At 41.3% G+C, this 6,732-nt stretch carries 12 protein-coding genes; 4 read left to right on the top strand and 8 right to left on the bottom strand.

Annotated elements, in window-relative coordinates; all coding sequences use genetic code 11:
• The 4 genes from WAM07_RS09520 to glsA form a co-directional block, all read right to left on the bottom strand.
• The coding region (locus WAM07_RS09520) for a biotin carboxylase N-terminal domain-containing protein (RefSeq protein ID WP_422166347.1) at positions 1-306 on the bottom strand (306 nt) is incomplete at its 3' end.
• Positions 294-1,487 (bottom strand): putative lipid II flippase FtsW, encoded by a 1,194-nt coding sequence (ftsW, locus tag WAM07_RS09515; RefSeq protein ID WP_422166346.1) that lies wholly within the window; start codon positions 1,485-1,487, stop codon positions 294-296. The genes WAM07_RS09520 and ftsW, both read right to left, overlap by 13 nt.
• 154 nt (positions 1,488-1,641) lie before the next feature.
• Positions 1,642-1,923: a YlaN family protein gene (locus WAM07_RS09510; protein ID WP_041601302.1), complete on the bottom strand. Its 282-nt coding sequence runs from the start codon at positions 1,921-1,923 to the stop codon at positions 1,642-1,644.
• Positions 1,924-2,007: 84 nt separating this feature from the next.
• Positions 2,008-2,937, bottom strand: coding sequence for a glutaminase A (glsA, locus tag WAM07_RS09505; RefSeq protein WP_422166344.1), 930 nt, complete (start codon positions 2,935-2,937; stop codon positions 2,008-2,010).
• A gap of 86 nt (positions 2,938-3,023) precedes the next feature.
• On the opposite strand from glsA, the gene WAM07_RS09500 reads away from it, so the two are divergent.
• Together WAM07_RS09500 and WAM07_RS09495 are read left to right on the top strand one after the other, a co-directional pair.
• On the top strand, positions 3,024-3,518 hold the full coding sequence (locus WAM07_RS09500; protein WP_422166342.1) for a hypothetical protein: 495 nt from the start codon (positions 3,024-3,026) through the stop codon (positions 3,516-3,518).
• 85 nt (positions 3,519-3,603) lie between these two features.
• Entirely contained in the window at positions 3,604-4,179 is a 576-nt protein-coding gene (locus tag WAM07_RS09495; protein WP_422166341.1) for a YhcN/YlaJ family sporulation lipoprotein, read from the top strand.
• 28 nt (positions 4,180-4,207) lie between these two features.
• Here the strand turns inward: WAM07_RS09495 and WAM07_RS09490 are convergent, their stop codons facing one another.
• Positions 4,208-4,504, bottom strand: coding sequence for a hypothetical protein (locus tag WAM07_RS09490; RefSeq protein ID WP_422166339.1), 297 nt, complete (start codon positions 4,502-4,504; stop codon positions 4,208-4,210).
• Between the two features lie 131 nt (positions 4,505-4,635).
• On the opposite strand from WAM07_RS09490, the gene WAM07_RS09485 reads away from it, so the two are divergent.
• Positions 4,636-4,839: a YlaI family protein gene (locus WAM07_RS09485; protein WP_224895624.1), complete on the top strand. Its 204-nt coding sequence runs from the start codon at positions 4,636-4,638 to the stop codon at positions 4,837-4,839.
• A gap of 54 nt (positions 4,840-4,893) precedes the next feature.
• Here the strand turns inward: WAM07_RS09485 and WAM07_RS09480 are convergent, their stop codons facing one another.
• Positions 4,894-5,262, bottom strand: coding sequence for a YlaH-like family protein (locus WAM07_RS09480; protein WP_422166337.1), 369 nt, complete (start codon positions 5,260-5,262; stop codon positions 4,894-4,896).
• Between the two features lie 123 nt (positions 5,263-5,385).
• On the opposite strand from WAM07_RS09480, the gene WAM07_RS09475 reads away from it, so the two are divergent.
• A complete protein-coding gene (locus WAM07_RS09475) occupies positions 5,386-5,568 on the top strand; it encodes a DUF5325 family protein (protein ID WP_422166335.1) in 183 nt (60 codons plus the stop codon).
• Positions 5,569-5,583: 15 nt separating this feature from the next.
• Here the strand turns inward: WAM07_RS09475 and WAM07_RS09470 are convergent, their stop codons facing one another.
• The gene (locus tag WAM07_RS09470; RefSeq protein WP_422166333.1) at positions 5,584-6,408 is read right to left on the bottom strand and encodes an inositol monophosphatase family protein; all 825 of its coding nucleotides are present in this window, start codon (positions 6,406-6,408) and stop codon (positions 5,584-5,586) included.
• Between the two features lie 103 nt (positions 6,409-6,511).
• Positions 6,512-6,732: hypothetical protein (locus tag WAM07_RS09465; protein WP_422166332.1), on the bottom strand; the 221-nt coding region annotated here is incomplete at its 5' end.

Genomic DNA, 6,732 nt, shown 5'->3' with positions numbered 1-6,732 from the left:
CTCACATCTACGGGCGAAAGCAATATTTTCTGAAAGAAAACCGTAACCTGGATGAATGGCATCGACGCCGACGCTTTTAGCAACTTCGATAATATTTTCAATATCCAGGTATGCATCAATCGGTTTTTTTCCTTTACCGACCAGATAGGCCTCATCCGCTTTATAGCGGTGATAGGAGCCAGTGTCTTCTTGAGAATAAACCGCTACCGTACGAATATTTAACTCGGTGCATGCCCGAAAAACTCGGATAGCAATTTCTCCGCGGTTCGCTACTAATACTTTATTAATTTTTCTTAGTTCTGCCACGATCTCACTCCTCCATTAGTCCTGTATCGTTTCGTACTTGTCTGCTCTGGCACTTCGTACTCTTCGTCCTCTTCTTCCTTCGCTTTAACAGTTCTGGCAATATTATTCAAAATCCCGATCGCAAACATGAGAATGATCAAGGATGATCCTCCGTAGCTGACAAATGGTAGTGTGACTCCTGTAATGGGCAATAGTCCGCTCATAGCACCGAGGTTGATCATTGTCTGTATAGCAACCATCGAAGAAATGCCAATGGCGAGCAGTGCACCAAATGCATCACGACATTTTGAAGAAATGTAAAGTCCTCTTAAAACAATCAGTCCCAAAAGCCCCACAGTAATTGCGACTCCAATAAATCCGAGTTCCTCTGCAATAACGGCCATAATGAAATCGGTATGAGGCTCTGGTAAGTACCCCAGTTTCTGGACACCCTGGCCAATCCCCTCACCTGAAAGTCCTCCTGTTCCAATAGCTACGTAGGACTGTATCAAATGATAACCATCACTATCTGGAGATTCAAAAGGCTGATAAGCTCCTGAGAAACGCTCCAATCGTTCATCTGTTACCATTTGTGAACCGCCTACCACGAGGATGGCGGTCGTCACGCCAACTAAAAACAGAATATGTTTGCCACGAATACCAGAACTCATAATGATGAGACTGGCAATTAATCCGATGACAGCAGCTGAACCAATATCCGGCTGTCTAATAATCAGACCGAGGATCACACTCGTTAAAATGAGCGGTGGAACGACGGCTTTTGAAAAATGTGTAATGTATCGCTGTTTTTTTGCAAACACAGAAGAAAGGTAGATAATCAGCCCGACTTTAACAAACTCAGCTGGCTGAAAGTTCATAAACCCCAGGTTATACCAGGACACAGCATTATTCACTTCAGACCCAAAGAAAAACAAGCCTCCAAGTAATAGAATCATAAGAAGTACTGCAAGCTTCGACAGACGCTGCCAATGCCGGTAAGGGATTAAAGAAACGATAATCATCAGAAACAGACCAATCCCAAACCATTGCAACTGTTTGATTAAAAAATGGTTACTGGCGACATCAAATCGGATCGGTCCATAAACCATACTTGCACTGTAAATCATGACGGTGCCGAAAGCTACCAGAGCAATAGGGGCAAATAATAAGCTAAAATCATACGTTTTTAAATGTCGAATCATGTTTATTCATCCCTACTTTATATATTTGTTCTCTTTCATACTGCAAAATTCCTTCTTGCCTGACATTTCATTTCTATATGTATGAGCTTCAAGCTCATTTTTACAAAAAAAACTCAAATTACAACAGAACTTGTCGCAATTTGAGCTTGTCCATTCATGATCTTTGAGCAGCTTCATGTAAGACGTTTAGTTGTTGTTCCAAATTATCTAATATTTGTTTACCTTCCTCTTCGCTGATCAAATCCAGCCGGACAGCGAAATGGATTTCGCGTGATAAACCGAACATTTGTGTATCTAAAACTTCCTCATAAAGTGGACACTGAGGCATAGTCAAATTGTCCATCTGTACTTTTATTAATTTTAAAATCTTATCAGCGTCTTCTTTTAGAAGGGCGTAGGCTTTCTCACGATGATCCACAGCCACATCAGACAACATCATTATCCCCTCCCATTACAGTCATTCTTTTAATAATATTATCGTCTGGGAAGGAAAATTGCAAGATTCAATTAGCTTATCTAATTAAAAAATTGACAGATCATAACGGTTCGACAATAGTTCCAAAAGTCTGAGTCCAACTACGCTATTCCCCTTCTCGTCAAGGCTTGGACCATATACAGCAATTCCACCGAATCCGTTAAGAGAAGCCACCACCGAGCCGGATACACCACTTTTGGCAGGCATCCCTACTTTAATCGCAAATGATCCAGATGCATCGTACATACCGCAAGTAACCATAAACGTTTTACAGATACGTGCAAAGTGTTTAGGAATGATCTGACGGCCGGAGTCCAAATCTCTTCCTTCATTGGCAAATAGAGCGCCAATCCTTGCAAGCTGAGGAACATTCACTTCGATTGCACACTGCTTGGTATAAGCATCGAGCGTTTCTTCTACGCTGCCTGTAACAATCTGATGCTGCTTCATATAGAAAAGGAGAGAACGATTTAAGAAGGCCGTTTCGAACTCAGAGGCTGCTACTTCATCGTTATATCCGATCGTATGATCGTCCGTCATTTCATGGACAAAACTGAGAAGACGCCCCACCTTTTCATCGGGAGTATCCCCGTGGATCATGTGTGTAACTGAAAGAGCTCCGGCATTAATCATAGGATTTAAAGGCTTGGAAGGGAGCTGCTCTAATCGATATATCGAATGGAACGGATCGCCTGTCGGCTCCATCCCGACATGATCAAACACATAGTCTTCGCCATTATCCATTAAGGCTAAAGCCAGTGAGATGACCTTCGTAATACTTTGCAGGGTGAAAGTTGCCTCAATCTCTCCGGCGTGGATAGAACTGCCATCTATATAATGAATGGCAACAGCCAGTTCTTCTGGATTCTGTCTGGACAATGCAGGAATATAATCAGCCACCTGCCCATCATAGGCATACGGCCTGACGTTCTCTAACCATTCTTCAAGAATTTCTGTGGTGATTTCTTTATTCATTGTAAAAGACCTCCTTTTAATGAAATCGACTTCATTTTTTGCTATGATTTGGATGGATGATTTTTAAATGAAAGGTGGCTGCATCCATGATTGTTCAAATACAAGGAAATGTTAAATTTCCAATCACGCTAGATCCTACAGTTTGGATATTTGATGACCGTAAAATGACATTCGATCAAGTATTTCACCCTGAGAAAGCAAAAGCCGAAGAGGAAGAAGAAGATGAAATAAAAAGGAAGTCTTTACGATTCACCAGGGAAGTGTACCAGCAGAAGCTGAACCCTCCCGTCAATAAAAGCATACGCCGTCAGGAAAAAGAGCAAATATTAAAAGGTACATTTCTTATGCCACTAAAACCTTTTCTTCATACAAGTGAGCCAGACGCAGAAGTGAAGGAAGCGGCCCTAGTGACGGATGAAGGCGAACAGACTATCTCAGCTGATCAGCTTGCAGAATCAGTCCTTCTATTCGCCGAAGAAGGAAAACCACTGAAGGAAAATGGACCGGTACATCTTTATTTTAATGATGGTTCTAACCGTTCCAATCCAATCAAAGGAATTAAAAAAATAGTTATGAAATAAAGAATGGGGCAGCTTTTTCAGCTGTCCTTTTTTTGTATAATTTTTCAGTTAAAACACAACCTAGAACTAAAAAGTGGTGTGCCAATTGAAAAAAATATTTTTTGTAGTTCTATTACTGCTCCTCGCAGCGTGTCAGCAAAATGACGAAGAATCTCTTCTACAAGAAAGACAGGGTGATTCTGAATTTCAATATGTCAGCGATTCTGATCCAGTTAATCGAAAAAATATGACCAGTCAGCAAATTGCCCGCCGCCTGGCGAATCTTGCCGTTGAAGTCCCTGATGTTCATGATGCTACAGCCATCGTTCTAGGCAATTATGTAGCCGTAGGAGTGGACGTAGACAAAGATTTAGATCGTTCCCGGGTGGGTGTTATAAAATATTCCGTTGCCGAAGCTCTAAAGCACGACCCTTATGGTAAACAAGCGCTTGTCATAGCTGACGCTGACGGGGTAGAACGCCTGCGTGGTCTTGGCAAGAAAATGTCCCAGGGGCACCCAGTTGAAGCGGTGACCGATGAACTCAGCCAGATCATTGCTCGCTACATGCCGGAAGGTCCAGCCAATGACACTCCACCTTCTAATCCTAACCAGGAGTCAATCCCTAAGAATGAGAATAAGAAACTGAATCAAATTGAAAAAGAACAATCCAGAGAACAGTGACAGAAAAACAGCTAAATCCTTTAAGGATTTAGCTGTTACTTTTTTCTAAGATTTCTCTCTCTTTCTCTGTCAATTCATTGTAGTATTGAACACCAAACTGAGAACCCTCAGACACCATTTTTGCATTATCATGGTCTGCTGTTTCTTCAGGTCTTCCAGCTTCCTCTACGGGCAGGTCATCTTTTTGACCGAAATTATTTTTTACTGATTTAGCCTTGTCCACGACTTGCTTTCTATTATCTTCATCTTTCATGAAATAAGCAATCGCACCTCCGGCTACGGCTCCTACTGCGGTATAAATCCAACGTTTTTTCACAATAACCATCCTTTCTATTACTTGTATTTAACCTTTCCCCTCCATGTAAAACTCAAACATGAAAACGGATAAAATTACACTTATATCCATCAAATATGTTATGATAATTACAAATGATAGTCAGTATTGAGGTGAGAATTGTGCGTGTACAGTGCGTTATATGCGACAACATTGAGAAAATTGACAGTTACTGTCTGCAAGCCAAACGATTGAGAAACAGACGGATTCACACTTATATGTGCCAGACCTGCCACGACCGTATTGAAGAAAACACAAAAAAGCGGCTGGCTACCGGTCAATTCCGCTTCAATCGTGAGCGAAAAAAAGAAAATCATCTGCCATAGTTGATATTTACTAATAATAAAGGAAGGCTCCCGATAGATGGGGAGCCTTCCTTTTTAGGATTGTTTCTCTTTTCGTTCCCGGTGCAGACGCAGCCTGTAGACACCCATAATCACAGCAGCTACCATCAAACTTTCTGGCAATGGCAGGTTCAAACCTAAAATCAGCGTCAATAGAAAGGTGCCAATAATAAGTACCGCATAAACAACTATCGTTTTCATAAGCGGCAGCTTCCTGGCAAAACCCAGTTTAAATGTAATAATAGCCAGAATTACAGTGGTTATGTATAAAAGCAGAAAGGAACGAAATAACATCCCTACTTCCGATTCATCATTCATATTTACTTCATTGCCCAGGCCCTGAAAAAAGAAATCAGCGATCGGCCATAAATCAGTAGGCACGGTCAATGTTGTGTTATCTGCCATGATGTTCCTCCTCGTATTCTCCTCTATTCTGTATTTTATGATACTAGATACGATCTAAAGAAGCTACCCATTCAACAATTTTCATTTTTTGGACAAATCCTTTATAATAACTTTTGAATAGGGGTGAACTTGTTGAAGAACTTTCAAATGAACATGGGTATATTAGCCTTCCTCGTCATACTATCATTTATTTCAGTAGGCTTTGCTATTGGCCAGGAAAATTTCTGGCTCGCCGGCTTCTTTTTTATACTCGGTTTTATCATTATGAGTTTTGGATTGCGATTGAAAAGAAAACTGAATGCATAAGAAAAGCGACCCCTTTTAGTGGTCGCTTTCTTTTGATTTAAGCTGTACATAATCGTCTATAATTTCATCGTATATATTGGAACGACAGGCTAATACGGTGGTTGAATTTAAAAGATCAAGCTCACCCTTATCCGCACGTGTAACGGTCCCGCCTACTTCCTGTACCATAATGGCACCAGCCGCATAATCCCACGGCATCAGTGTCATTGTCAAATAGCCATCCACAATGCCTTCGGCTACAAAGGCTAACTCGAGAGCAGCTGAACCATAAGAGCGTGTACTCCGAATGGTCTTCACTAATTCCTGAATGCTTTGATGATCCACGTGTGGATTTTCAGGAATCAACCACGTCGTATTTAATGTAAGAATGGATTCTTTGAGTGGTCTCGAATCGTTTAGATCAGGCAGCTGTTTTTCGTTTTTAAAGACTCCTTGTCCTCTTTTAACTGAATACAGCACGTCCTCCATTACATTATAAATCAGCCCAATCTCTCCAACTCCATCTTCATATATACCAATCGAGATCGCAAAATTTCGTTTTTGATGAACAAAGTTCATCGTACCGTCTATTGGATCGACAATCCAAATGGTACCTTTTAAATCTTCCAGAGAATCCCCAAAACCTTCCTCACCTAATAACAAATGGTCAGGATAACTTCCATTGATTTTATCGGCAAAGAATTGTTCTGTCTGCTGATCCATTTCCGTCACTAAGTCATTAGGATTCGACTTCGTCTGAATGGACCTTGGAGCATCGATATGGTCTCGAATATGGGACCCTGCTTCCAAGATCCATTGTCTCGCCTGCTCAAAGAGCTCTTCTTTTTTTTGTATATCCATTTTCTCATACTCCTTTGCATCAGATGGTTTCTATCATATCAAACCCCGTAGGTTAATTTCACATATTTAAATCAAAAACTCTATTTAAACTTCAAGTTGATTATCACAGATAAGCTCCCAATACTGGAAGGCTCAGTTTCGAGATATCTCGCGAGAGTTTTAGGTCCTGCAGGGAACGACTCGCTTTCCGGCTCTGCACGACGCAGGGTCGTTCGACGTTGCCACAGGTGTTCAAATGTGGAATCACCCCGAAAGACACGACCAGCATAAGCCGAGCATCAAAAGGATGGTGGTTTTTCCATCCGTTGATGAACGGCTTATGTC

Origin of the sequence: Halobacillus sp. (genome assembly GCF_049282395.1) — a bacterium.
In the GTDB taxonomy this organism is placed as follows: domain Bacteria; phylum Bacillota; class Bacilli; order Bacillales; family Halobacillaceae; genus Halobacillus.
The sequence above is the reverse complement of the archived record's forward strand: the minus strand, read 5'-3'. Positions and strand labels throughout refer to the sequence as shown.